The organism is Wolbachia endosymbiont of Armadillidium arcangelii (assembly GCF_040207875.1).
GTDB lineage: Bacteria > Pseudomonadota > Alphaproteobacteria > Rickettsiales > Anaplasmataceae > Wolbachia.
In genome coordinates this window covers 1,164,452-1,187,901 of the sequence record NZ_CP157942.1, presented here as the reverse complement: position 1 = coordinate 1,187,901, position 23,450 = coordinate 1,164,452, and the positions used below count along the sequence as shown (strand labels likewise).

At 34.3% G+C, this 23,450-nt stretch carries 17 protein-coding genes, 1 tRNA gene and 4 pseudogenes; 7 read left to right on the top strand and 15 right to left on the bottom strand.

Annotated features, from left to right (window positions below; all coding sequences use genetic code 11):
* Positions 1–4: 4 nt before the first annotated feature.
* The 6 genes from ABLO99_RS05955 to ABLO99_RS05930 all read right to left on the bottom strand — a co-directional run bounded on the left by ABLO99_RS05955 (position 5) and on the right by ABLO99_RS05930 (position 5,953).
* Positions 5–649 (bottom strand): alpha/beta hydrolase, encoded by a 645-nt coding sequence (locus ABLO99_RS05955; protein ID WP_349967192.1) that lies wholly within the window; start codon positions 647–649, stop codon positions 5–7.
* Positions 650–756: 107 nt separating this feature from the next.
* Positions 757–1,122: a hypothetical protein gene (locus ABLO99_RS05950; protein ID WP_047759563.1), complete on the bottom strand. Its 366-nt coding sequence runs from the start codon at positions 1,120–1,122 to the stop codon at positions 757–759.
* 101 nt (positions 1,123–1,223) lie between these two features.
* A complete protein-coding gene (locus ABLO99_RS05945; RefSeq protein WP_349967190.1) occupies positions 1,224–3,029 on the bottom strand; it encodes an aminopeptidase P family protein in 1,806 nt (601 codons plus the stop codon).
* Between the two features lie 132 nt (positions 3,030–3,161).
* Positions 3,162–5,054 carry a tRNA uridine-5-carboxymethylaminomethyl(34) synthesis enzyme MnmG gene (gene mnmG, locus ABLO99_RS05940; protein ID WP_349967188.1) on the bottom strand — a complete coding sequence of 631 codons (1,893 nt, stop codon included), beginning with the start codon at positions 5,052–5,054 and terminating at the stop codon, positions 3,162–3,164.
* 93 nt (positions 5,055–5,147) lie between these two features.
* Entirely contained in the window at positions 5,148–5,708 is a 561-nt protein-coding gene (locus tag ABLO99_RS05935) for a hypothetical protein (RefSeq protein ID WP_349967185.1), read from the bottom strand.
* Between the two features lie 169 nt (positions 5,709–5,877).
* Positions 5,878–5,953, bottom strand: a tRNA-His gene (locus ABLO99_RS05930).
* A gap of 139 nt (positions 5,954–6,092) precedes the next feature.
* Here ABLO99_RS05930 and murJ point away from each other — a divergent pair.
* A complete protein-coding gene (gene murJ / locus ABLO99_RS05925) occupies positions 6,093–7,580 on the top strand; it encodes a murein biosynthesis integral membrane protein MurJ (protein WP_047759559.1) in 1,488 nt (495 codons plus the stop codon).
* A 131-nt stretch (positions 7,581–7,711) separates the two neighbouring features.
* Positions 7,712–10,246 (top strand): AsmA-like C-terminal region-containing protein, encoded by a 2,535-nt coding sequence (locus ABLO99_RS05920; RefSeq protein ID WP_349967183.1) that lies wholly within the window; start codon positions 7,712–7,714, stop codon positions 10,244–10,246.
* Between the two features lie 372 nt (positions 10,247–10,618).
* On the opposite strand, the gene ABLO99_RS05915 is transcribed toward ABLO99_RS05920, so the two are convergent.
* From ABLO99_RS05915 to ABLO99_RS05900, 4 genes and pseudogenes are all read right to left on the bottom strand, one after another.
* A complete protein-coding gene (locus tag ABLO99_RS05915) occupies positions 10,619–11,053 on the bottom strand; it encodes an ankyrin repeat domain-containing protein (RefSeq protein WP_349967181.1) in 435 nt (144 codons plus the stop codon).
* A 61-nt stretch (positions 11,054–11,114) separates the two neighbouring features.
* A pseudogene (locus ABLO99_RS05910) lies at positions 11,115–12,290 on the bottom strand (phage portal protein).
* Between the two features lie 355 nt (positions 12,291–12,645).
* A complete protein-coding gene (locus ABLO99_RS05905) occupies positions 12,646–13,344 on the bottom strand; it encodes a hypothetical protein (RefSeq protein ID WP_349967179.1) in 699 nt (232 codons plus the stop codon).
* A 96-nt stretch (positions 13,345–13,440) separates the two neighbouring features.
* Positions 13,441–14,208 carry a hypothetical protein gene (locus ABLO99_RS05900; RefSeq protein WP_349967176.1) on the bottom strand — a complete coding sequence of 256 codons (768 nt, stop codon included), beginning with the start codon at positions 14,206–14,208 and terminating at the stop codon, positions 13,441–13,443.
* 234 nt (positions 14,209–14,442) lie between these two features.
* Here ABLO99_RS05900 and lipB point away from each other — a divergent pair, with 234 nt between their 5' ends.
* The 3 genes from lipB (at position 14,443) to recJ (ending at position 18,226) form a co-directional block, all read left to right on the top strand.
* Entirely contained in the window at positions 14,443–15,060 is a 618-nt protein-coding gene (gene lipB / locus ABLO99_RS05895; protein ID WP_349967175.1) for a lipoyl(octanoyl) transferase LipB, read from the top strand.
* Positions 15,060–16,028: an LD-carboxypeptidase gene (locus ABLO99_RS05890; RefSeq protein ID WP_349967172.1), complete on the top strand. Its 969-nt coding sequence runs from the start codon at positions 15,060–15,062 to the stop codon at positions 16,026–16,028. The genes lipB and ABLO99_RS05890 overlap by 1 nt, the downstream gene beginning before the upstream one ends.
* A 458-nt stretch (positions 16,029–16,486) precedes the next feature.
* Positions 16,487–18,226, top strand: a complete 1,740-nt coding sequence (recJ, locus tag ABLO99_RS05885; protein WP_349967171.1) for a single-stranded-DNA-specific exonuclease RecJ — start codon at positions 16,487–16,489, stop codon at positions 18,224–18,226.
* Positions 18,227–18,279: 53 nt separating this feature from the next.
* On the opposite strand, the gene ABLO99_RS05880 is transcribed toward recJ, so the two are convergent.
* Complete coding sequence (locus ABLO99_RS05880) at positions 18,280–18,513, bottom strand: hypothetical protein (protein WP_047759551.1); 234 nt, start codon at positions 18,511–18,513, stop codon at positions 18,280–18,282.
* A 112-nt stretch (positions 18,514–18,625) separates the two neighbouring features.
* Here ABLO99_RS05880 and ABLO99_RS05875 point away from each other — a divergent pair.
* Positions 18,626–18,957 (top strand): annotated as a pseudogene (locus tag ABLO99_RS05875) (IS5/IS1182 family transposase); the annotation flags it as partial.
* 19 nt (positions 18,958–18,976) lie between these two features.
* Here the strand turns inward: ABLO99_RS05875 and ABLO99_RS05870 are convergent.
* Positions 18,977–19,970: pseudogene (locus tag ABLO99_RS05870) on the bottom strand (IS630 family transposase).
* Positions 19,971–20,054: 84 nt separating this feature from the next.
* Here ABLO99_RS05870 and ABLO99_RS05865 point away from each other — a divergent pair.
* A pseudogene (locus ABLO99_RS05865) lies at positions 20,055–20,410 on the top strand (IS5/IS1182 family transposase); the annotation flags it as partial.
* 738 nt (positions 20,411–21,148) lie between these two features.
* Here ABLO99_RS05865 and tldD read toward each other — a convergent pair.
* From tldD to ABLO99_RS05850, 3 genes are all read right to left on the bottom strand, one after another.
* Positions 21,149–22,567, bottom strand: a complete 1,419-nt coding sequence (gene tldD / locus ABLO99_RS05860) for a metalloprotease TldD (RefSeq protein WP_349967168.1) — start codon at positions 22,565–22,567, stop codon at positions 21,149–21,151.
* Positions 22,568–22,840: 273 nt separating this feature from the next.
* Positions 22,841–22,984 (bottom strand): hypothetical protein, encoded by a 144-nt coding sequence (locus ABLO99_RS05855; RefSeq protein ID WP_153295631.1) that lies wholly within the window; start codon positions 22,982–22,984, stop codon positions 22,841–22,843.
* Positions 22,985–23,121: 137 nt separating this feature from the next.
* Positions 23,122–23,286 carry a hypothetical protein gene (locus ABLO99_RS05850; RefSeq protein WP_153295628.1) on the bottom strand — a complete coding sequence of 55 codons (165 nt, stop codon included), beginning with the start codon at positions 23,284–23,286 and terminating at the stop codon, positions 23,122–23,124.
* Positions 23,287–23,450: the final 164 nt, after the last annotated feature.

Sequence of the window (23,450 nt, the reverse complement as noted above, 5' to 3'; positions counted from 1 at the left end):
GAAATTAATTTTTAAAATTCTTTTTGATAAATTCTACCCCTAACTTTATTCCCTCTTCATTAATAATATGCCCTAATCCATGAATTGGGTATCCTTCAACATTTACTCCATTTTCTTCCAGAGCTTTAACCGCTAAGTCAAGGGACGAAAAAGGTACCACATCATCAGCGTCACCATGAATAACACATATGCTAGGTTTTGATTTGATCTGCGGTGCAGTTTTTGAAGGCGAAAGAAATCTACCAGAATAGGCAACAACTGACGCACAAGACTGAAGCCGGGTAAGAGCTACATTTATTGCAAGCATTGCCCCTTGAGAAAATCCAACTAAAGAAAGCTGCGTATCTTTTAAACTAAGTTCCTTTAATTTTGTATCAATAAAATGACTTACAATTGATGTGGCATTTTTTACCCCACTATATAGTGCTTCCTCACTACGATCTTCTAAGCTAAACCACTGATAACCATCACCTATTTCTCTCTTAAACGGAGCACTGGGAACTACTAAATATGAATCAGGCAAAAACTTGCTCATAACTTTAGCAAGGTGAGCGAAATTATCGCCACTTGAGCCCCAACCATGAAAAAAAATAATCAAATTTTTCTTATTTTCATCTGCACAAATTTCTTGGCTTTTAAGTTCAATCATCTCTTTATGTTTTTTTTAATGGCGATACCAAATTTCAGCCTCACTATTATTAAGCAAATTTGATATGAATAAATACTACTTGCGTAACCTTGATAACTAGAATAAAACTACTGAGCTTCAATTTTTTCTATCAATTTTTTGACCAAGCCTCTCAATCTTTTGCTAGAATCATCAAGCTCTTGAATTTGTGAAGCATCTTTTCTCATGAGCTCTTTGTGATTACTCTTTATGTAATCATACATTTCCTTCATCTGAGCAATCATCTTGTTGATATCCATATCACCCATATCAGGTATCATGCTAGGCATATTTCCTTCTAGCATACCACCAGCCATAAGTTGCTGAGACATTTGCATGAATGGCTTTAAGGTCTGTTGAAGCAAATTAGGGTCGCTTGCCAATTTTTCTATCTGCTCCTTGCAAGTATCCATGTACTGCTTCATAAATTCATCTTCTTGCACTTTGTCTGTCATAATTACACCTACTTGAAACCATATCTCTTAATTATATATTGTTTTAAATTAAAAACAATACAAAAACTACCATATTAATACTTAATTAAATAACAAATTATCTATTTTAAAGGGTAACACACTTTCTTTAACCATTCCTTATCTTTCATGCCATTTTTTAAATTTTCATAGACAAATTGATGGTAGATATTTATCCAGTTAATTTCATCTTCAGTAAGTATTTGCACATCTATTAGCCTTCTATCATACGGAACAGAGGTCAATTGTTTAAAGCTTAAGAAGCCATTTTCTCGCTTTTCAACATACATCAGATTTTCAATTCTTATTCCATACTTTCCTGGAATGTAGTAGCCAGGTTCATTAGAAAGTATCATTCCTGGCATAAGTTTCACTTTATTTCCCTTTGATATTGCTTGCGGTCCTTCATGCACTGAGAGATAACTTCCTACTCCATGCCCTGTACCATGCATGTAGTCCATTCCAAATTTCCATAGATGAGTACGTGCTAATATATCCAACTCCCCACCAGTAGTGCCAGGGGGAAAGACCGCACTTGCTATCGCAATGTGAGCTTTTAGCACTGTTGTGTAGTGAGCTCGTTGCTCATTGGTTGGACTGCCAATTGCTATAGTTCTCGTAACATCGGTTGTGCCATCAAGGTACTGACCACCAGAGTCAATTAAATATAACCCTTCTTTTTGAATGACTTTATTTGTCTTATTATTTGCACGGTAATGAATAATCGCTCCATTTTCATTAAATGCAGAAATTGTTGGAAAACTTGGTTGCTTAAATAAATCCTGCTTTCTTCTATATTCTAAAATCTTTGCTTCAGCTTCAAGTTCAGTAGTTTCATTGCCAATAAGCCAATATAGAAAATTTATAACTGCTACTCCATCTCGAATGTGTGCATTTATAGCTCCAGTTATTTCAATTTGATTTTTTATTGCTTTATGAATCAAACAAGGATCTTCTCTCTCAATTATCTGCTTATTTTCTATTAGACCTTTTTCATTACCTATTGTCATCCCAGTGCTTGACACTGGGATCCATACTTTTTTATTTCTGGATTCCAGCGTCACGCGCTGGAATGACACCGAAGCTGATTTTTCATTTAAATAATGGTTATACAAGGGATCTATTGCATTCATAATGCTCATTGGAGTTGTGCTTGGATCTATCATTATTGAATCTAGCTTATGCAGTGAATTTTTTAGCTCACTAATATCAAAAATATTTATATGATTATCAAAATTTGCCTGCATAACTGAATGTTCTTTATCTCGAATAAATAAATCAACGTTGTCGTTTTTATACAATATAGCACGGCCGAATATACAAGGAGTATATTCAGCACTTTCATTTCTTAAATTTAATAACCATGAAATTGAATTTGGATCAGTCAGAAGCACTGCCTCAGTTTCTATGTTTTTAGCTACTCTTTCACATTTATCCTTACTACTCTCACCAGAATACTCAGCTACGTGTGAAATTATCGTTTGTTTTTGATGACTATTTTTTCTTTCAATTGAATAGAATACTAGTTTACAAATACCTTCATATTTTCTTATTTCTTTTATAGTAAAATACTGTGGATAATAACCCAGTGAGGTAGTCAATGTTAAGTTTGCTTTTACCCACCTGTGTGGATCCTCTTCTTGTATATTATATATTTGAAAATTGTCTTGATCGAGTTGATTGTGAGCTTGTGTAATGTAGCGTCCATCTGTAAAAAATGGACACTTGTTGTTTTTTGTAACAATAAGTAGCCCATTTGTTCCTATGAAGCCACATAACTTAGTTAGCTCCTCTGAATACTCATTTAAATACTCGTCTTTGGTATGCAGCATAAATGCATCAACATTTATTTCGCGCATAAAAGAGCGAAATTCTTCAATTTTTGACATGATATTACCTCTAGACTTGAAAGATATTTGAAATTTTTAGGAAATTTTTGCTTAAAAAAGCAAGCTTACTGTGGTAACACAGCTACTTCAGGCTATAATAATTAACAAAGCTACCCCTGTCAAGCAAAATCTTCAATTAGCAATTTTTCTATTTCTCAAATACACCAATATGCTAACTATCGCTGCTGGAGTAATGCCTTGTATTTGTTTCGCAATACCAATTGTTGCTGGCTTTATTGACTGCAACTTTTCTATCACTTCACTGGACAGACCTTTAATCTGTGAATAGTTGAAGTTGGTTGGAATCTGAGTACTAACTTCCTCTTGTAAAAACTTCATATCTGCTTCTTGTCTTACTAGATAAGGCTTGTATTTTGCTTCAATTGCAACTGCTTCACATATTTCATTTTTGGTTATGCTGACTACCGTGGTGTCATTCCAGTGCGTGACCATGTTTAATTCTGGCCATATTTCTCGTAATTTATTCCAGTCAATATTTGGATAACCAAGCAAATCTAGTGCTGTTTTTCTTATTCCGTCATAAGATATTTTAATACCATAGGACCTGAGCTGCTCAGGAGTAATTGTTAGGCTCTCCAATTTCTCCTCAAGTTGCTTAATAGACTTAAGTTTACTCTGTAAAACAGAGTATCTCTCATGCGACACAAGGGAGATGTCATAACCTTTTTGTGTCAATCTTCTATCTGCATTATCTGACCTAATTGCTAGTCTATATTCTGCACGCGAGGTGAATAATCTGTAAGGTTCAGCTATCCCCTTAGTGACCAGATCATCTATCATTACACCGATGTATGAATCTGTACGATGGAGAACAAAAGATGCAGAAAGCGCTGCATTAATTCCAGCAATAATTCCTTGTCCTGCTGCTTCTTCATATCCAGTGGTACCATTAATTTGGCCAGCAAAGTAGAGACCTTTAATTTTCTTAGTTTCAAGAGTATGAAATAGCTCTCGTGGATCGATATAATCATACTCAACTGCATATCCAGGTCTTAATATTTCTGCATTTTCGAGCCCTTTAATACTCCTTATCATTTCACACTGCACCTTGATAGGCAATGAATTTGAAATTCCATTTGGATATATAGTGTTATCGTCAAGCCCCTCTGGTTCTAGAAATATTTGGTGACTATTTTTTTCTGCAAATTTTTTAACTTTAACTTCAATTGATGGGCAGTATCTTGGTGCAACAACATCATCTAAATGTGAAGAAGCCGACCTATGAAGATTCTCTCGAATTATTCTGTGCGTATTTTCATTAGTATGAGTAATAAAACATGAAACCTGAAGCTGGTTAATTTTCTCTGTGAGATAAGAAAACGGTGAAGGTGGGTTGTCGCCCACTTGCTCTTGTAATACCGACCAATTTATAGTGCCACGATCAAGCCTTGGTGGAGTTCCAGTACGCAGTCTACCTAGTTTGAAATTATATTTCTTCAGCGTATTTGCAAGCTCTACTGCAGGTTTATCTCCCATTCTCCCTGAAGGAGTTGCTTGCTCTCCTATATGAATCACACCACGTAAAAAAGTTCCTGTAGTCAAAACAACTTTACTTGTCAGTATACGTTCACCTGAGCTTGTTATTACAGCTTTTATATAAGACTCTCCGTTGCTATCGCTTTCTATAAGAAAATCTTCAACTGACTCTTCTTTTACCGTCAAATTGTCATAATTTAGAATAATTTCTTGTATTGCTTTTTTGTATAACTTTCGGTCTGCTTGTGCGCGTGGTCCCCATACCGCTGCACCTCTGCTACTATTTAAAATGACTGAGTGTATGCTTGCTCGGTCGATAGCCCCTCCCATTATTCCATCAAGAGCGTCTACTTCCCTAACTACAACACCCTTTGCAACCCCTCCAATTGCTGGATTGCAAGACATTTCCCCTATAGTTGAAATTTCATGGGTTATAAGTAGCGTGCTTGCACCAAGACGAGCTGCAGCTGCAGCTGCTTCACACCCAGCATGACCGCCACCTACTATCACTACGTCGTATTTATGCATTGAGTAACTCCTACTCTATAATATTCCAACTATTAGTAATTGATGTCAAATTTTACAGATTCCAGTATTGCACACTACTCTTACTTGATCAGCTTAAACTGCCGTCTCTTTTGCAGAAAAAACTTCTTCAACTATAGGAGAGGTAATACTTTTATTAACTTCTTCTCCCGGAAAGGTAATACATTTATCCACTTCTTCTTCCTGAGATATTTTTACATATGTAGAATCTATAATCGAAATTGCACCTGCTACAGATGTAATTGCTGTTTCATCTGCACAACGCGCTATAGCTACAGTTGCAAAAAACCCTAAAATCGGTGCTATCAATGCTATCATTCCATTTATTAATGTAAATCCTATTATTGGATTAGGAAAAACAGCAGCTATGCCTGCAGTAAGTATAATTCCAATTATAGCACTTGCAGATATAGTAATACTCAAAAGAATTGCTGCTTTTTCATGATTTTCCCCAATAGGATCTCTTTTGCAAAGTTTGTATAGCAAACATCCTATGTGAAGAATCGCAAGCAATACTGGAACCGTAGAACCAGCAATTCCACCCATAGCTAAAGGTGATGAAGTATCAAAGCTCAACCACCAAGCTAATACTCCTAGTACTGACACTATACTATAAACTAGCAAACACACATACATACAATCCCCTCACTAATTAACAAATGCCATTTTTACTCTAAATCATAAACTACCCCCTTCACTCTCAGCCATCTAAGCAGCACATTGGAGTAACAAAAAATGCTAACGGCAAATAATGGCTTTGCAAAAATAGAGAATGTTTATGTTTCTGTAAAGTGGAAAATTTTAATGGGGCGAGCGACCAGGATTGAACTGGCGACATTCAGTACCACAAACTGACGCTCTACCAACTGAGCTACGCCCGCCAAGATATAAAATTTCTAACATATAAGCGCAAATAGTCAATTGATTATTTAACCTATCCCCTTTTTTGGAGGGTTTTAAGTCAATAAATATTTTCATTTATGCTTTTACCATTATAGTTAATCGTATTGACACTGTGGTATGTTTAAAAGTATTTTCACATTTAGTTTTTTTACGGCTATTTCAAGAATCTCAGGGTTAATAAGGGATGTATTGATTGCTACGGTTATTGGTGCAACTTCTCTTGCAGACATGTTCTTTTCTTCGTTTCGTTTTGCTAATCTATTTCGAGCATTTTTTGCAGAGGGAGCATTCACTACCTCATTTATACCATTATACTCTGCAGAATCATATGATGATAAAAAGGCATTTAATTTCGCAAGTAGTGTAATATCCATGACGTTTATTATCCTAGTAATTTTTTGCCTTATCATGCAAACTTTTTCCCCTTATATGATCCAAATTTTTGCTCCTGGATTTGACAAAAACAAATTTACCCTCACTTTAACTTTATCAAGAATTATGATGCCCTACATAATCTTTGTCTCAATTGCATCACTTATTGGCGGAATGCTGCAAGTAAAACAACGTTTTGCTTCAACAGCTATTGCACCAATTATTTTGAATCTCTGTTTAATCATCAGTTTGTTTTTACCTTACATTGAAACACCTGCTCATAACCTTTCTATAGCTGTCCTGATCGGAGGGATTTTACAGCTAGTTCTGATACTGTTTAGTGCATACAAATTAAAGGCTTTCTTTTCTTTTAGCCTGGCATTAAGTAATGAAGTGAAGTTATTTTTTAAGCGTGTGATACCTGCAATTATTAACAATTGTGTAACACAGATAAGTGTATGGATTGACACAATCATGGCAAGTTTTATACCAAGTGCAGTGTCCTATATATATTATGCCGATAGACTAAATCAACTACCGCAAGGAGTAATTGGTACTGCAATTGGCACAGTGCTTCTTCCATTAATTTCAAAACAAGTAAATGATATTGAAAACATAGTAAAAATACAGAACAAAGCTCTCAATATAGGATTAATGTTAATTATGCCAATAACTGCTGCTTTTATCATTATTCCTGATATAATTTTACTTACGCTTTTTTCTTACGGTCAATTTGATTATCATGCAGTGCAGCAAACTGTTCCTACATTAGTAGCATTTTCTCTTTCTTTACCTGCATTTATTATAAACAAAGTACTGCTGCCCACATTTTTTGCTAGGGGAAATCTAAAAATACCAACTATATTTTCGCTAATATGTCTTGGAATCAATATAGTGTTAAACCTTTTGTTGATGAATAAGTATCAGCATATAGGAATTGCTATTGCTACTTCCATTTCCACTTGGATAAATTCCATCTTATTAATTAATTATTTAATAATAAATAAAATGTATAAGATTAGCCAAGTGTTATTACTAAATATTGTAAAAATTCTCGTTGCAACATTGGTTATGTCAATAGTTCTTTATCTCTCTAATTACTTATCAGTAGGGTTATTTTTCCTGACTCGTATTGTTTATTTAGTAACTTTAATAGCTTTGAGTGTTATTGTTTATTTTAGTACTCTCTATTTAATGTTTAGAGGAAATTTGAATAATTTGAAATATGTATAAACTAGATCTTTTGCTAAAGGAACAGCAAACGGTGTCATCCCAGTGCGTGACACTTGGATGACAGGATTGGATGACAAAAATAGGCGCTGAGATGACAAGACGAGAAGGAATGCTGGAATGAGAGGTCTATTATGAAACTTTCTTTATACGCCATATTATCAATCTCTTTAGTATTAGTCCTTCTTCATGTTGCCGCAGCTTTTAAGGATTGGAGTGGCTACAGGGAATATATAATAAAAGAGTTAGAGAAGAAGTATGATGCGAAAGTACATATTGTAGGAAAAGTTGAAGTTTCACTCATTACTCCAAAACTCACTATTTATAATATATATATACAATACAATAAAAATAAGGAGCAAAAGTTATCAGACTTAATTAGTGCAAAAAAAATTGAAATAAGGCCATCGTTCCTATCGTTGTTTTTATTTTCATTGCAACCAAAGTCAATTACATTGCTTGGTATGAAAAGCAATAAAGAAAATTTAATTAACATCATAAATGCAAAAGCCAGTGATAACATAGTCGATATAGTAATAAAAGACAGCAAAATAAGTTTTAATAATAATTCTGCTGATACTGTTAACATACAAGAGGTTGCTGTAAAAAAAAATAAGCAGTTTTTTGGTAAAGTAAAGATTGGTAATAACAATTATGATTTTTCAGGAAAGGTTAATATAACAAAAAAGGATGTACACATTAGTGTTGATTCAAATTTTGCAAATTTGCTATTCACAGGTAATAAAAATCAAGAAGAGCTCCAGGGTAATTTAACACTAATGATTAACAATAGCTCTGATTCTGTAAGCAACTTAGCAAAAATCATTAATCTTAGCTTCCTTTCTTATGCGATTCCCAGCGAAAATATTAAGATATCATCCAATATCAGTCTCAATGAAAGTGAGTTTATGGCAACTGATTTAAAAATTGATTCCAAAAGCATGCAGGCCAGCGGTACAATACAAAACGATAGAAAAAGCGATTACACTAATTTCAATATTAGCTTCAGTAAAGTTGACTTAGATTCCATACAAAATGATTCACAAAGAACAACGAACATGAAAGACCTTCTGGAATGTTTTAGAGCAGTTGTGCCAAAGAACTTGAGCTTAAATTTTAATATGGAAGCTTCTAACATTCAATATCAAAACAAAATATTGGACAAATTTCATGCTACGCTAAAATTTGCTGATAGCGAAATAAAAGTTAATACGCTTCTTCAATTTCCTGGAAACAATAACATATCTCGCTTATTAGGGAAAGTTTCAAATAATGGCAACTTGTCTGAATTTAATGGTGATTTATTGATAAAGGGCGAGTCATTCATCTCACATTTTTTCCCTTCTATAAAAACAAAAGAAGATGAGAAAAATCAATTTACACTAAGTTCTAAATTGCACCTTGCACCAAGAATATTATCCATTTCAGAAATTAGATTAACAAATGATAAGGAATTTTTAGAAGGATCAATCAATGTAAATCACACGAAGAAACACAATGTGATTGGTGGTAAGTTTAGTATACGCAATCTCAATGTGGATAAATATAATTATTCATTATTCAGTAACTTATCTAATGTGCAATGGCTGAGCAACCTGAAGTATGATGTAAATATAAGAACTAGTGTTAAAGATTCTATATTAAATGATACAAAAATCGAAGATTTGTATTTCCTGTTAATGATAGAAAAGGGTAAGCTAGCTGCAGATGAAATAAAGATATCTGGAGAAGATTTTGACATTACCGGCAGTGCGAAAATATTAGTGGATCAAAAATACACTAAGCCTTTGCTAGATGTAAACCTTACAGGCAATAAATTTAATGGAAATATCTTTAAATTACCGAGTTTAGCAGAGGTAAAAAGAAACTCAAGAAATGAAATAAATCAAATTCAATGGTCAACAAAGCAGCTTGATTTCTTGGGTGATAAAGAAGGCTTTGACGCAAATGTGCAAATCAAAACTGTAGAATTTAAAACTGGGCAGAACGTCTTGAAAGATTTTAATTTGGACACAGTGATAAGAAACAACACTATCACTATCAGGCAGGTAGGTTACGTACTAGGAGACGGGCAAGTGTTTTTTCAGGGTTATTTAAGAGCAGGCTCAATGCATACAAAATTTTCTATTGCAAATTTGGACACTAAAGAAATTGGCAAAGTTATAGGAATTAATAACATAAATGGTCAGATAAGCTTAAGTGGTGAAATCAAATCTCAAGGAAAAAGCTTTTATGATTGGGCGAGTAATTTATCAGGAAAGGTAGATTTGCAGGCACAAAAAATAAAGTTTATCAATGTAGATTTTAATTCATTTATTGCTAATTTATTAAGTAGTAAAAACAAATCTGAAATCTCCACACTTGCTCATACTGATATATATAAAGGCAGTACGCTCTTTAAAAATATTATTGGAGAAGCAAGTATTAAAAGTGGTGTATGTTCAACTAATTCACAGTTTTATATCGATCAAGCATCAGGTTCTATTTCTTCTAATTTAATCTTATCTAACTTCTCCTTAGCTTCTATATTCAGACTCTTTTTCAGACTACCAAACCATAATAGTCCTCTTTATATCGAGGCACACTTAGATGGCCCTATTTGGCGTCCTAAGATGAGTTTTGATGTAGATCAAATTTTCACCACTTTAATTGACAAGAAAAATAATTAATCGTATCTGTTCAGATGCATGTGAAACCAGTGCTTCTTTTCTTGTCATCCCAGTGCTTGACACTGGGATCTAGCTTTCATGCAGTCCCGATTAAAACGACATGCTTGAACATAAGGTTGACTACTTGTACACTTACCAGCCTATCAAAGTTCTTGGATCCCAGTGTCAAGCACTGGGATGACAAGAAAAGAGGGCATTGGCATGACATCTTCCTACAGCTGTGCGTCAAGCACTGACCATTTATTCCTATGTTTTTTGTCTATCTTATCTTGCTACTCTGCTGAACGGATACATTCATTTAGCTACATGATTTAGAAGGCAGTAAACTTCATCTACCCTCAAGTTGATTTGTGTTTAATTGTAATAGTTTAATTAACAACAATACTGACTAATTGCTCGTAACTCTTCAATGCTTGTGTCACTGCAGCTTGTGCTTGGACTCCCTTCTTCAAGCAATAATTGCGTTATCGCCGTGTGGCCTTTGAGAACAGATGAATGTAAAACAGTAACGCTAGAATTATTCACTATATCAACATTTGCTCCGTTTTTAAGCAATAATTTTACCATATTTACATGGCCTGCCTGAACAGCATGACATAAAGGAGTAAAACCATAATTGTCCACTGCATTAACATTTGCTCCGTTTTTAAGCAATAATTTCATTTCCTCTAAACGATTGCCGCAAGCAGCATAATGTAAAGGAGTATCACCATTAAGATCTGCTGCATTAACATTCGCTTTGCGTCTCGATGACAATTCTATATGAGGAAGAGTAAAATTTACTGAATTTTCTTGTTCTTGATACATAAACTACCTCCAATTTATTACAGCTTAGAATAAATACCTACACTATACTTAGCAATAAATATCAACTCAACTTATCACCATCCTGCAGCGGTGGCAAGCCAAATTCTTCCCTTTTTTCATTAAGCGTCATGAAGTTTGCGTTTTCCACGTATTTCCACATCTTTTGCCTTTTTTCCATGAGAATTTCTATCGCGTCTTTGTCGTACGACAAGCACAAGTCCTCACCAAATTTTGGTGTCAACCAAGAGTTTAGGTGACAGACAATGTTTTCCAGTGTCGGTAAAACCGTCTACTCCCAAAGAGAAAGACGTGCTTCAACTAAATTACTGTAAGTGTTATCACCGGGTATGCCAAGCAACTGTGGTGGAACGCCAAAAGCTAGCGCAATATCGCGAGCTGAGCTGTGTTTTGACTCAATAAAATCCATGTCCCTCGGTGATAAGCTCATTTCCTTCCACTCTAAACCTCCTTCAAGCAATATAGGTCTTCCAGCGTTGACAGGACCTGAATAATGATCGTTTATCTGTGCTTTCAAGCGTTGGTACTGCTCTTGACTTAAGTTTCCACCGCTTCCATCCTTTTCTGATTTCACAACTATTGCACCGCTTGGTCTTGCACCACTTTGCAGCATTGCCTGATTCCAAGCACCAGCCTGATTATGCTGATCTATACTATATGCAGCTGCCTCAATTGGTGACAGTCCATACCAATCATTCAAAGGGTTAAAGGTTTTAAGATGCAGTACTGTTGAACGCCCAGTCAATTTATCAACTTTAAAGTCATAACTGTTGTTATTTACGGTATAACGATAGATATAAGGAATGTTATTTCTCCCTGGAACAATTTCAACCCTATCGGGGCGCAGAAGATAAAGCTCTGTTGGTTTGTTTTGCAGCTCAATCATCAATATATAAGAATTGCCGTTAACTAATCGATAAGTTACAATCCCCTCAATAAATTCCGATTTTGATGTCATTGGATTAGGAGAATAAAGCAACTTCAGTAATGGATGTGCTTTTAGTTGCGATTTTCCCTGGTCAGTGAGCTGGCAGAGAGTAAAAGGTACCGAAGATGCAGCACTTGCAATCATATTAATTGCTCGAAAGGCAATAACATTTTTTATGTAACCTTCCTCAGCAAAACTTACATAATCACGCCTACTCCAACTTGGTTCCATCATTAGTTGCAAAGCAGAGTATTCACTGCTTTTCTTTTTTTGAAAAATGTTAAAATTCATATGTGCCTCCTGAAAAATTGAATTTAAGGTAGAATTAATTTGGGATGTTAGAGTAGCTGACACTAGGATCTAGGAAAATAGAATCAACACACAAAGCTACTTATTTCGAAAACAGTATGTTAAACTAACTTTGCCTCGAACACAAAGCCAGCGCGTAACCAGAAAAAAAGAAGAATGGATCCCAGTGTCTGAGCACTGGGATGACATCGAAGTGCTACTTGGGTGACAAAGAGAAGGCACTAGGATGACACCGTAAAGGCCAGCTACCTAAATGATAAGAGAAAACATTACATTAATAAAGAAATATAATTAAAGAATACTTATGCCTCCAAGGTAGGCATAAGTATCGCTTCTGTTAACAAAGCTGAGGCTCTCTTTGGAATTCCTCAACTTTTGGATCATTAATTTTGCTATTGCAGCTATTGTATGCATAAACATTAAGATAAATGCCTGTCACTATTCCAACAAGCATGCACATTCCTGTTACCACTGCAGCTACAGTAAAAGCTGTGCCTAAAGTTCCACTTGTAAATATAGCTGCTATTAACGTTGGAACAAATAGACAGAATGAAGGTTTGGTTATGTAGCTATGAATCTTGTCAGCTCTATCAAAATTTTTCCACGATTCAGCAAGATCTTTCAATGGACCAGTAAGATTTCTTGCCATTTTAACCTGGGTTTCTAAGTTTTGCTTAAAGTAATCACTCAAACTAACATTTGGAGAGTTGTGAGTAGGAGTTAAAAAAAAGAAAAAACATAACTCCTGTGCTTTAAACTCCCCATTCATGCACTTAAAATTCCTAACATTAAGTCCGGGTCCAATATACCTAAGGTCAAACTGCATATTAGGATTCAATATATGATTTAAACTATTTGCCTTTTTATCTATTAAAGCTTTAAATTCTTCTTTGTTCTTATCATAGTAGTCAATAAAATCTTTTAACTCTTTTGATAGCTTTTCTAGATCTATTTTTATGCCATATATTCTCAGTTGGAACAGAGTATTAAAAAAGTTTTGTAAATAATCCTTGGTATTACTAAAGCTGAAACACAATGATCTACCGTGGTCAATTTTTGCCCAGAGTTTTTCTGTTACTTTTTCACCTTTTGCATCCTCATACTCTTTTTCTATTACACCAAAATTTCCTGGTTATATATCACTCTCTCCAAGCAATATTTGTGCAGCTAATATTTTCTCAAAACCTTTTGCATCTTGGTAATTTTTACCTTTTTCCTTAGGATCCATTAATGTTATAAACTTATCCAAAAACTTTGATCTCAGATGAAGCTTATCCTGGCTTTTCTCTTGCTCAATGCATTCTTTAGATTGATCTTGAAACTTATATTCCCCTTTCTCATATTTCTCGTGGCTTTCACTACTCTGTGCCTCGTTCTTTACAAATCTTTTTTCTGGCAAATCGTTATTTGTTACCAATTCAACAATTGGAGCTCTATCATGCAAAAACAGCTTATATAAATCACCAGCAACATATTCCCTGATAAAATCAGCAATATTAAGGTCATCATAACATATATTCCTTTCTACCTTCGGCCATGATCGATCAATAAGCTTGTTTATCACAAAGTCTGGCAAATAAGGAGCTTCCAATTTTGTAGCTTTTCTTGATCCTTTGTAAAAGAATTCTTTGAATTGTGCTAGCTTAGACTGTTTTTCCTTTTCTGTAAGCGTGTGGTTTAGAACAGACTTAATCATGAAAGTTGCCTTATCACTTTCACCATATTGATGCTCTGCTTGAAATCCTGAGCTGTAGCCTACTTCCTTCTCCCCTACTTTCTTAAACTCGCTCATAGGCTGGAGTGTTCTATCGTGGAAATGTTTTTTAAGAAGTAGAGTTTTTTGTTCAAACTCTGGATCTGTAATACATAACTTACCTACTTCATTATTTGTATTTAGCATAATTACCCCCTAACCAAAGAAATTTTAACAAAAATGTTAAATGATTATTAATAATGCTAGCATATCCAGCAACATATATCAAATCTTTTATCACCACCAAGCAGTAGCAAATACTTTCCTTTTTCGTTATGAAAATTACATGACTTGATACGGTAAGCTTTAAAAGCTCACCAAAAGCCTAAACTTGCTTGAAAATCAAGTAAGTATTATAAAATTAAATAAAAGAAATTGAATATGACAGAATGGCTAATATCTAACCAACTTATTGATTATAACAATGCTGTAGAATTCATGGAAGCAAAAATTCAACAAATTTACAATAATTTATCTGACGAGCTAGTATGGCTGCTCCAGCATCCTCCACTTTACACTTCAGGAATCGGTGCAACAGATAATGATATTGTTGAAAAATTGTTTCCTGTCCATAAAACAGGCAGAGGTGGTAAATATACATATCACGGGCCAGGGCAGCGCATCATATACTTAATGCTAAACCTTAAAAAAAGAAACAAATGTGACATAAAACTATATATTAGAGATCTTGCTAATTGGATCATAAATGTTTTAAAGCACTTCAACATATCTGGAGAATTCAAAGAAGACAGAATAGGTATCTGGGTGAATAATAATGGAGTAGAAGAAAAAATAGCAGCTTTTGGCATTCGCTTGAGAAAATGGGTAACTTATCACGGCGTAGCGCTTAATGTCTCTCCGAATCTTTCCCACTATAAGGGTATTATTCCTTGTGGACTGAAAGATTACGGCGTTACATCAATGGAAAAACTAGGAGTAAAAGTTTCTCTTTGCGAATTAGATGATATATTAAAGCAAGAGTTTCATAAGATATTTTAATGTATTCCTTTATTCTTTATTTTCTATGCCTTTTACTCACTAATCCTGCAAATCAAGTTGATATTATTGCTCCTTCTTCGAAAGGAAAAGAATCAGATCTGCCTACTATAAGAGAATACGTAAAAACTTTGGATTTTAATCCTCACATTTCGGAGAAAATATACAGTAATGACAATCCATTTTATTCTAACTCTGATGAGTTTAGAGCGAATGATTTGGTTAATGCGCTCACTGATGATAGCAAAATAATTTGGTGTATCAGAGGAGGAGAAGGGGCTTCTCGGCTGATTCCTTACCTAGAAAAGCTGCCCAATGATAAAAAAGAAAGAATTGCTCAAAACAAAAAAATTCTTATAGGCTATAGTGATATCACTGCTTTACATATTTATCTGCAAATTAAATATGATTGGCAAACTCTTCACGGCACCATGTTAGAAATGATAGTAAATAACTCCGTTGCTGAAAGTTCTGTTGAGAAATTGAAAGAGTTAATTCTTAAGCAATGCAACTCTATCAGATTTGACAACTTAAAGATGATAAATAATGGAGTTAGACTAAAAAATGGCAAATTAGAGTCTAAAATCATCGGTGGTAATATGACTTTAGTCGAAAACAGTATAGGAACTGCTTGGCAAATAAACGCAAAAAACAAAATTCTATTTTTAGAAGACATAAGAGTTTATCCATATTCAATTGAACGCAGTTTAGATCACCTAAAACAAGCTCATATTTTTGATGGAGTAGATGCAGTAATATTCGGTGACTTTGTTAACTGTTATAATGATACTCTTGTCGAAATTGTAAAAGAAAGGTTTGCAAAAAGTGTCAACTTTCCAGTATTTACAATAAAAGGAGTAGGCCATGGACATATAAATGACCCTTTACCTTTCAACACTTACACTACCATCAGCATGCAAGACGAGAAAGAAGGTTTGTTCTTTATGGATTTCACCACAGTGGAAAAGTAGCCTCTTTCTTTTATCATTCCAGATTCTTGCAAACAAAATACTATAGAATTAAAGAATTACTACACACTAAAAAGGGCATGTGTCAATTACGCTTAGACAAACTAGTGTGAAAGATAAGCTAAATTTTTTAATATAAAAAATATCTTACAATGGAAAAGCATAACGGATTGCATTATACATAAAACATAATCTAATTTTAAACCACTTAAGAAAGAACTCCTACGTTACACTACCTAGTCATGATCAACATCTCCGATTAAAAAAATACTATAATAGGGATAAGTTAAAAATATAATAATAGTGTTTCTAATTGCTTTGTCTTTGCATTAAAAAGCCAATTTTCAGTGTCAGCTACTTTCATGACATCCTCCTGTATCTTTTTTCTAGGTTATACAGAAGTCTAACACAATTATAGAATAAGCTTAAAAGTTCTGATACAGTATTTATTTACAAAGAATATGCTACTCGACATTGAAAAACGCAGCATAACAAATGCACTGTGGGAGTTACAAGAAGCAGATCAAAGGGAAATTTTAACTCTTATACAGAGATTTGAGTTACCAGAAATATTAGCAAGAATATTAGTTAGTCGTGGTGTTAACATAAAAAATGCACATGACTTCTTACATCCACTAATCAGATCGCTATTACCAGATCCTTTTCACCTCCTTGATATGGATAAAGCTGTTTCTCGCATAATAAAAGCAATAAACAATAATGAAAATATTGCAATATTTGGTGACTATGATGTTGATGGTGCAACATCATCAGCATTGATTAATAGGTACCTAAGAGCGATTGGGACACGCTCTATAATCTACATTCCAGATCGTGTTGATGAGGGCTATGGATTAAACACAGATGCTTTATTACAACTTAAAAAGAAAGGAATTGATTTATGTATTTCTGTTGATTGCGGTACGCTTGCATATCAACCAATAGAAGATGCAAAGGTCTTTGGACTTGATATTATAGTTGTCGATCATCACCTTGGTATAGAAAAATTACCAAGTGCTGTAGCAGTTGTTAATCCCAACCGCCTTGATGAGAGCTCCCCTTATAACAACCTAGCAGCAGTTGGAGTGTCATTTCTGCTAATTATTGCTCTTAATAGAAATTTACGTGAAGAAGGATTTTTTACCAACAAAAAAGAACCAGATTTATTTGATCTACTGGATCTTGTTGCACTTGGAACTGTCTGTGATGTTATGCAGATTACAGGTCTAAATAGGGCTTTTGTTTTACAAGGATTAAAAGTTATGTCAGCAAGAAAAAACGTTGGCTTACGTGTTTTGTTTGACGCTTTGGGAATCCTTGAAAAACCAAGTGTTTCACGGTTAGGGTTTAGTATTGGGCCATGCATAAATGCCGGAGGAAGAATTGGAGAAGCATCCCTTGGTGCAAGGTTGCTTTCCACCGATGATGAAGAAGAGGTGCATTTAATCACGCTAAAATTAATAGACTTAAATAATGCAAGGAAAATGTTAGAAAATGAGGCTCTCTTAGAAGCTACAACACAAGCGGAAAAATTTGCCCAATTAGGTGTAAATTTTATAATGGTAAGCGGCAATTGGCATCAAGGAATAATTGGTATAATTGCATCAAGGCTAAAGGAGCAGTTTCACCTACCAACGATAGTGATATCTTTAAACAATGGAATAGGAAAAGCAAGCTGCAGATCAATTTCTGGAGTAGATATTGGTGCTGCGGTTCTTTCTGCGAAATTTACCAACCTAATCATTGAAGGTGGTGGTCACAATATGGCAGCAGGATTTTCGATTAAGGAAGATAAAATAAGTGATCTACATGATTTCTTTACTGAAAGATTTGCAAACTCCACAAACGACAAAACCATCAAAGTTGATGGTATAGTAACAGCTAAAGCAATAAACTTACCCCTATGGAATCAACTGCAGCGCTTAGAGCCATTTGGTGTTGGCAACCCCGAACCGAGATTCATCATTCAAGGAGCAAAGATAAGGAGGCCTGAAGTTGTAGGAGTTGACCATGTAAAATGTTTTATTGTTGACGACAATATTATGGTAAAAGCTATTGCGTTTCGCTCTGCAAATACTAAGCTTGGCTCTGCTATTATGCAGGGTAATGTTAAAGCCATTTTGGGTAAAATCTCTATGAATTATTGGAATGGCAATGAATTTGTGCAGTTTTTAATAGAAGATGTGTTGAGTATCAGTTGATTTTACACTCAAAGAACCAATAATAGAAATTATTAGTTCTTTAAGTAGTACTGTTAAAGTATATCTACTAATGATGTGAGACTGTGTACTATATCCATGGAGGAATCACATTTTGTGTACTGTACATCTTGACTATCTATCCATTCTTTAAACTCTTCTGGATTTTTGTTGTCAATATCCCATATTTTGTTAAATATATCATGCCATTTTACATTATCTCCTAACATAAAATATTCAGAAATATCATCAATTATCTCAGGATGCTTTTCTCCTAAAAATTTAAACATAAGACCTGCAGCAAAAGAGGAGAAATGGTTATATAAAGAGCAAGAAAAAGTGAGGTAAAATGAGCTTAATAATCTAAAAGAACATCCGAGGAATTTTCGAGATGTAACAGGTCTGACAATAGAAGAATTCCAAAAGGTTGTCGAAACCAGAGTGGGAAAAGGTTGAAAAACAGAAGAAATGCCATGGAAGAACGTCAAAATTGCCTGTATTGGAAGGCAAAATCTTCTGTATAATTCTGTATTATTGAACTTATATAACACACCGATTCTTGAGTAACTGCATAACTCAAACATTTGCCGATTACTCAAGAAAATGGAACCACTTTTGGCTAAAAAAATCTCAATAAAAAAGGACAGGCCAGAAAGAATTTTGAAGATATTAGCAGATGTAACCAATACAACGGCCAAAAGATAGGAAAATTGTCTTATTCTGGAAAGAAAAGAGTAATACCAAAATCCATTACTAAGCGAACAAATAAGAAACATTACAAACTCGTTTAATAGTAGTGCTGGAAATATTGACAATAAAATTACACAAAACATCTTCAAGTAAACCTATGGTATCGTAGATACTATTGCGTAAAGTATTGTATTTGATATATTGCCACAACCTTTCAACAGGATTTAGTTCCGGTGAATAAGGAGGCAAGTATATAATGGTAATGTTTTCCTGAATTTTCAAACTTTTTGATCTATGCCAACTTGCACAATCCATTACAAGAAAGGCTTCTTTCGTGCCTAAATCTTTCGACATCTGCTCCAGAAATATATTCATACAATCAGTGTTTACATATGGAGCAAGTAGGCTAATTTTCTTACCACTTCTTGGATTTACCGCACTGTAGATATAGAAATTTTGTCTACCAATTTTCATTTTAACCTGCGTTCTGAACCCTTTTTTAAACTATCCGTGTCCGATTTTTGAATGAGTTCCAAATCGTGATTCATCAAAAAAACACCTCCTTTTTAGGGTGGGAATTGACTATTTTATTGAAGTATCTTTTAAACTCTTCTTGCTTATTTTTATCTTGTTTATGGTGCATTGGCCTCGGTGTTATGTAAATCCTTTGTATCTCACGGTGCACTGTTGATTTGCTGATGTTTAGGCCAAATTCCTCTGAGATTTTTATTTGCACTTCCTTAATAGTAATATTTGGATTTCTTTCTACCCATATTTCAATTTGCTCACGTTGATTTTTGTTTAATTTGCTTTTTCTTCGCCGCTGAGACGGGGCAAATAATTTTTCTACTCTACCAAATTTTAGATGCTTTATCCATTCAGTCAAAGCAGTCCTTGAAATTTTACATATTCTTGCCACAGCGCTTATACTACTTTCTTTTCCTGCTATCACCGCTTGTAACTTTTTTGAAACATATGCGTTATTTCTGACCTTTTTTAACATTTCTTTCGCCAAATTTACAACTTTTTCGTCTAATAGTTTTGATCTTAATGCCATTTAAACCTCGCTATTTCACTTACTTTAGTATGACTTCTTTCCCATTATTATCTATCTGTTCTTTGTATAGCGGGAATTGGTATAAACACAATGAAAACGGAAATTGTTATAAGAGAAGATGGGCAAATTCTATCAGTGTCACACAGAGCACGATTTTAAGATACGAAAACAGGAAAAAATGTTGCCAAAAGAGAATATAAAGTATGCAGATTCTGGGGTGGCAAAAATTGAGAGTAACGTTGTAATTCCACATAAAAGGTATCGGGCTGACGGATGATCAACAATCGGAAGCTGGTATCATTTAGGTAGAGCATAAAATCCGTGAAATTAAGATTTTATGTCGCATACCTATCGCAATTTTCAGAAGAAATACAACATGAATAATTGCTGACCTGGTAAACCTCAGACATGGGTTTTTATTGATCCTGCTGTTCACCTAACTCATGCTGAAATTAGTTGCATACCGTTTCGCAGTGGGTCTATTGAAAAATTTGTTGAGGTTATTTGATAGGCAAGTTATTTTATTCATCGTTACTTCTCTCACTAAAAACATATCTGTGAGAACTTGTTATTCTATCTCCTTATATCTTTTTCCTTAACTTGACTCCTATGATAGGCTGAGCGGTATCGACCTAAATGGTTCTAATGCAATTGATAATTTCTCCTTTTACAATACCTGCTTTATGTTATCTTCTAACCAATCTAACAAATATTTCTTAAAATAACTTTACCCCAAATCTATCTTTTATCCTACTCAGTGATGAATGATTTAGTACTTTATCTTCAAGACTGAATCTGCAAAACTACCTATATTCTACATTAAAGTGGATCTCTCTACATAACTGACGATTTGACCATATTCCATATAGATGGCAAATAATTTGCATCCTAAAATTCTCTATTTCTTCCTTTTTCAACAGCCTGTCCTACCTAATACGAGTTGTAGTAATTGAAACAGTGCATCCATAAACTTTGCTCAATTAAAGGCTTCTTGCTTTTTTTAGGAATTTTCTGAAAATTACCCTATTGAATTCCATGGTATTATTTTTGTAACATTATTACATACGTTATGATAAGGAAGTTGAAGAAATTTGTTAAGTAGTTTTTATGAGCTACTTGAATAACGGCTACAATGTTTATACAATTGTGCGTCATGTGCTGGAATTCGTTTTAGCCATCTATATCTTAGTTCCACCAACAGTTATTGCGTCGACTTTGAGTGTTGGTTGACCAACTCCAACGGGCACATTTTGTCCATCTTTTGAGCATGTGCCAACACCAGGATCTAACTTTAGATCATTACCAACCATAGATACTTTTTTCAACACTGTTGGACCGTCACCAATTAGTGTTGCTCCTTTTACTGGCTGTATAATTTTGCCATTTTCTATTAGGTAAGCTTCCGAAGATGAAAAAACAAACTTTCCTGACGTTATATCAACTTGCCCACCATCGAAATTTACTGCATATAGACCTTTCTTTACGCTAGATATTATTTCCTCCGGTGTATGTTTTCCAGGCAGCATATAGGTGTTTGTCATGCGCGGCATAATAACTTCTTTATAACTTTCTCTTCTACCATTACCGGTTGGATTTACACCCATGAGTTTAGCGTTCATATGATCCTGCATGTATCCTTTGAGGATCCCATCCTCTATCAATATATTATAACTGGGTGGAGTGCCTTCGTCGTCTACGCTGATAGAGCCACGCAAATTAGGCAGAGTTCCGTCATCAACTACTGTAATGTCACTAGCTGCTACTTGTTTACCCATAGAATTTGAAAATGCTGAGACTCCCTTACGATTAAAATCGCCTTCAAGTCCATGACCTATAGCTTCATGTAATAATACCCCTGGCCAACCAGAACCTAGAACAACCGTCATTTCTCCGGCTGGAGTTGGAGTTGCTTCAAGATTTACCAGTGCTTGTTCTAACGCTTGGTTTGCAACTTCTTTCCACTTTTTCTCAGAAATAAACTTACTATAAGAATCCCTTCCACCGTGTCCTGCGGAGCCTCTCTCGGTTCGACCATCTTTCTCTACGATGACTAACACATTAAAACGTACCAGAGGCCTGATATCGCTTAATCTGTGATCACCCTTTATTATTTGTACGACTTGCCATTCTCCATTTAGAGTTATTTTTACTTGCTTCACGCAGTTATTCTTGGACCTTACATATTCATTAACCTCATTGAGTAGTTTAATCTTTGAGTTTAGATCCATTTCATTTATGGGGTTAATCTTTGAATACATGCCTTTTTTCCCCTCATTTAAGTTTATTGAATTTATTTTGTTTAAAGATACTGAGCTTTTCACTATAGAGGCAGCATTACTAATTTCCTTTTCACTAATTTCAGAAGAGCAAACAAAAGATGTACTATCCTCACAAAAGGACCTTAAACCAAACCCCTTTCTGATATTCAAATCCATGTGTTTCAATATGTTATCATCAAAAACCAGGGACTCTGACTGGCAAAGCTCTAAAAATAGTTCACCACCATCACTATTGCTCAAAGCATTATTGACTATTTTATACACGTTATTAATATTAACATTGTTTTGAGCAAAAAATATTTGATCTAGATTTGGCATTACCTTTGAACTAAAAATTGTTTAAGTATATTATTTAATTTTAACATAGTAAATCACAAAAAGCCCGTTAGGCTTTATTGCATATCTAGTGAAGTTTTTTCCTGAACAAATAATTTCATGTTACTATTTCGAACTCAGCCATACCAAAAATTTGTTCATTAAGTAGCATTTAATAAGTAGTTCCTTCTCCCTATTTATCTCAGATTTATTTTTTAAACTAAACCCAAATGTCTCTTTTAACCTATAAAAAAAGCATTCAGTATAGACCATATTTTACTTCCTCTTCCATCTTTCTTTACCTTTTTCATAGCTTTCACATGATTTTATTACACTAATGTTGCTATTTCTCTCTGATAGCTTTCTCATAGACTCTTGCGTGTTTTCTTGCAGCTTGCATTGTTTATATATACTTACCATATCATAAGCTGAAGAACAGGTAAAATATTTTGTTTATTGCCTATTTTATTCAACATTAGGCATGCCGGTAGCTGTACATGCATATCACTTTTTTACTGTTTATGTTTAAAATAACATGTGACTTTCTATATATTTTCTTACATTCTCCTTATTATGGTTATAGCTATAATACTAATTCTAGTGCTATCTATTGCAATTTCAATATTATTTTTATCAACTCTGCAGTCATTGATTTTTATGTTAAGCTTTTTAAATCTTCTAGAAGCTTGTGTATAGCTGATGACCTTGAGATCTTTACCCATTTATAACCTTTTATAAAACCAACTGCTTGCAATTCTAAAAAGATATGTGTATCAAAACCACAACTTTATCACTGTAGATGTACCTGCCACTTTTGGATTATTCTCATACCAGTTTCCAATCGCTTCATTAATGAAACGAAAAATATTTCCTCTTGTATCTTGTA

Coding starts and splice junctions, on each gene's coding strand:
- ABLO99_RS05955 (WP_349967192.1), bottom strand. CDS start 649: ATGATTGAACTTAAAAGCCAAGAAATTTGTGCAGATGAAAATAAGAAA.
- ABLO99_RS05950 (WP_047759563.1), bottom strand. CDS start 1,122: ATGACAGACAAAGTGCAAGAAGATGAATTTATGAAGCAGTACATGGAT.
- ABLO99_RS05945 (WP_349967190.1), bottom strand. CDS start 3,029: ATGTCAAAAATTGAAGAATTTCGCTCTTTTATGCGCGAAATAAATGTT.
- mnmG (WP_349967188.1), bottom strand. CDS start 5,054: ATGCATAAATACGACGTAGTGATAGTAGGTGGCGGTCATGCTGGGTGT.
- ABLO99_RS05935 (WP_349967185.1), bottom strand. CDS start 5,708: ATGTATGTGTGTTTGCTAGTTTATAGTATAGTGTCAGTACTAGGAGTA.
- murJ (WP_047759559.1), top strand. CDS start 6,093: ATGTTTAAAAGTATTTTCACATTTAGTTTTTTTACGGCTATTTCAAGA.
- ABLO99_RS05920 (WP_349967183.1), top strand. CDS start 7,712: ATGAAACTTTCTTTATACGCCATATTATCAATCTCTTTAGTATTAGTC.
- ABLO99_RS05915 (WP_349967181.1), bottom strand. CDS start 11,053: ATGTATCAAGAACAAGAAAATTCAGTAAATTTTACTCTTCCTCATATA.
- ABLO99_RS05900 (WP_349967176.1), bottom strand. CDS start 14,208: ATGCTAAATACAAATAATGAAGTAGGTAAGTTATGTATTACAGATCCA.
- lipB (WP_349967175.1), top strand. CDS start 14,443: ATGACAGAATGGCTAATATCTAACCAACTTATTGATTATAACAATGCT.
- ABLO99_RS05890 (WP_349967172.1), top strand. CDS start 15,060: ATGTATTCCTTTATTCTTTATTTTCTATGCCTTTTACTCACTAATCCT.
- recJ (WP_349967171.1), top strand. CDS start 16,487: ATGCTACTCGACATTGAAAAACGCAGCATAACAAATGCACTGTGGGAG.
- ABLO99_RS05880 (WP_047759551.1), bottom strand. CDS start 18,513: ATGTTTAAATTTTTAGGAGAAAAGCATCCTGAGATAATTGATGATATT.
- tldD (WP_349967168.1), bottom strand. CDS start 22,567: ATGCCAAATCTAGATCAAATATTTTTTGCTCAAAACAATGTTAATATT.
- ABLO99_RS05855 (WP_153295631.1), bottom strand. CDS start 22,984: ATGGTAAGTATATATAAACAATGCAAGCTGCAAGAAAACACGCAAGAG.
- ABLO99_RS05850 (WP_153295628.1), bottom strand. CDS start 23,286: ATGGGTAAAGATCTCAAGGTCATCAGCTATACACAAGCTTCTAGAAGA.